Consider the following 2,644-nt stretch of genomic DNA (forward strand, 5'->3'; position numbering starts at 1 on the left):
TTTTATGATGGCATTGAGAGATATTCAGGATGAGCTGATGTGGTGTGCGATAGCAGCCCCCGGCTCAATCCCGAGAAAGCTAAGAGCCATGCGGGAGAGAGTGAAACGCTACATACTCCCCAAAAAAAGAAAACGGCCCAAAGCGAGGACCGTTCGTATTAATAAAACTCGCTACCCTGTTCGCTCTAAGCACCTTAAACCTTAAGTGATAGGTGTTACGCAATAGCGGGCTTCTCAGCATATACTGAAGCATTAGCTACTAGATGTTTCGGACGACTCGGAAGCCAAGATAGTTGGCGCTAATATCAGATTTCAGCTCGAGACGTTCTGCCACGCGCGCACTGCTTGGAGAGAAACTCCATGCGCCGCCACGTGCCACTGGTGTCTGACTTTCTGCCCATTCCCAAACATTACCCGCGGTGTCATACACACCGAATGGGTTAGCAGGGAAACTGGCGACAGGAGAGGTACTTCTGTTGGACCAGACGGTGCCGCTCCAACCTGTGTTGGCATTGCCTATACCGATGTCGTTGCCCCACCAAAAATCAGAATCGCTACCCGCCCGCGCTGCCACTTCCCACTGAACTTCGGTTGGAAGTGCGTAGCTGAAGCCAGTTTGCGTGCTCAACCACTTAGAGTAAGCATGCGCATCATCTTTGGTGATGCAAACAACTGGTGCATTGTCTGACTGGTCAAAGCCAGGCTTGCGCCAGTTGTGATTGAGTAGTTGCTTTGGTTCACCGTTGATAAGGGAAGCACAGCCCTGACCTTCTTCTGCATCCGTGACATAGCCTGTTGCAGCGACAAACTCTCCAAACTGTTTCACAGTGACTGGCGTCGCTGCAATTGAGAATGGTTGGTCAACCACCACCGGTTGCTCAGCTTCAAAGCCAACGCGGTATTGGCCTGCACCAATCACCACCATTTTAGGTGCTTGCCGATTGTTAGAGAGTTTGTCAGCGAAACGCTTTCCCGGCTTTGGACGGTTCTCCTGTTCGCGAAGATTCGCCCAAACCACGGAGTCTTTGCTCATGTACATTTGGCGACTGTATGGTTCGAAACCTGGCTTTTCAACAGTCAACTGGTGTTGACCTGCTGGTAGCATTATTTCTACCGGTGTTGAGCCATAAGTGACACCGTTAATAGTGACGCTGTCTTCATAACGGTTTGAGCGGATTTTCACATTGACCCAACGTTTAGCTTGTTGCTTGGGTGCTGCTTTGGCGGCGGTGAAAGAGTTCTCCACACAGTAACGTTCAGCGAAATCCAACAATTCACAGGCTGCGTTTTCATCAGGCGTGCTGCGCATTTCCGCTTGCATGCGAGTGATATAACGGTTGTTACCGCTGAATCCGCTGTCAACCACGTTGCTATTCATCACATGAATATTGAATGAGACGCGATTGGCATTCAGTTTCGCAGTGGTAGATTCCGTTACATTGTCCAATACCTGTGACTGGAAGCTGTTGACGGCTTTTTGCATGGTGAGGGTTTTACCCTGATTAGCACATGCACCCAGAGTCATTGATTCGCTACAAGTAATGGTGTGAACCACTTCAATGGTATCTGCGAAGGTGAGTTCCTGACGAAGACGTTTAACACGTGCTTCTTTCTTGGATTCCTGCAGATTTTCTAATGCGCTTACCAGCAATTGTTTCTGACGGTTTTCACCTTCAACGACACGCTGCTGTTCTGCAATAGCCTGATCATTGATTAACGCGGAAGATTGATTATCTTTTACTGCGCTCCACGTAGCTTGGTAGTCATCTTTATATTGGGTGAGATCGGTATCTGGATTTTCGAGGAGTCGACGGAATTGTTCATCAAGACGCTCTTGCGCAAGATTCCGTTTTTTCTCTAACTCGATAGCTTTGTTTGCCAGCGTTGCACGCTCACTTAATAAAGCATCCAGCTTGTCACGTTGCGTTTGGAGGTTTTCGGCGTGAACGCTAATTTCACTTCGTTTATCAGCTAGCTTCTGTTCCAGCGCAACCACAGGATCGTGGGTTGCGACATTGGCTTCATTGGCAAGCGATTGACTACTAAGAAGTATCGGCGATAACGCGAATACTAACGCGGCGATGCGATTACTTTTCATATGTCCCTTGCTTATTATCAGAAATCATAAACACCGATACTGCACAAAGACGTTTTACTGATTACTGCATCTCGGCAAAACTCGGTATTTATAAGCTTTGTCCCAATTAGCTAGATTAACACGTAAATGCCAATTAGCTTGTGTATGTTACTAATTATTTGACGCTTATCGTTATTATGCAATGCTAATCTTTTGAGTGATAACTCAATAAATTTTAGTTGCTATCCGTGTTTTAGGAAATATTGTCTGGTAAAAACAATTATAGATGGAAAATATCATTTTAATTGACGCTTTTTGATTATTATGCGTCATATTTTTGACGGTTTAATATAACAAGGCTAAACAATTAGAAGATAAAAGATAAATTACGCGGTTAAGTTAACTTCTATACCCATATATGGTCTCCTCCTAAATAGCTGTTCCTAATAGTAGATCTCAAAGATAAGAGAAACTCAGTCCGCTTTGTGCGATCTGATCAATCGCCAAACCGAAACATACCGACAAAAGGACTGAGTGATGGCCATCATAGCACCGATACCTCGTGGC

General features: G+C 45.8%; 1 protein-coding gene and 1 pseudogene. One reads left to right on the forward strand and one right to left on the reverse strand.

Features of this window, described 5'->3' with window-relative positions:
* Positions 1-205: pseudogene (locus GMA8713_RS28345) on the forward strand (IS4 family transposase); the annotation flags it as partial.
* A 54-nt stretch (positions 206-259) separates the two neighbouring features.
* Here the strand turns inward: GMA8713_RS28345 and GMA8713_RS25325 are convergent.
* On the reverse strand, positions 260-2,098 hold the full coding sequence (locus tag GMA8713_RS25325) for an SUMF1/EgtB/PvdO family nonheme iron enzyme (protein ID WP_062715401.1): 1,839 nt from the start codon (positions 2,096-2,098) through the stop codon (positions 260-262).
* Positions 2,099-2,644: the final 546 nt, after the last annotated feature.

This window comes from Grimontia marina (assembly GCF_900060185.1).
GTDB classification, from domain to species: domain Bacteria; phylum Pseudomonadota; class Gammaproteobacteria; order Enterobacterales; family Vibrionaceae; genus Enterovibrio; species Enterovibrio marinus.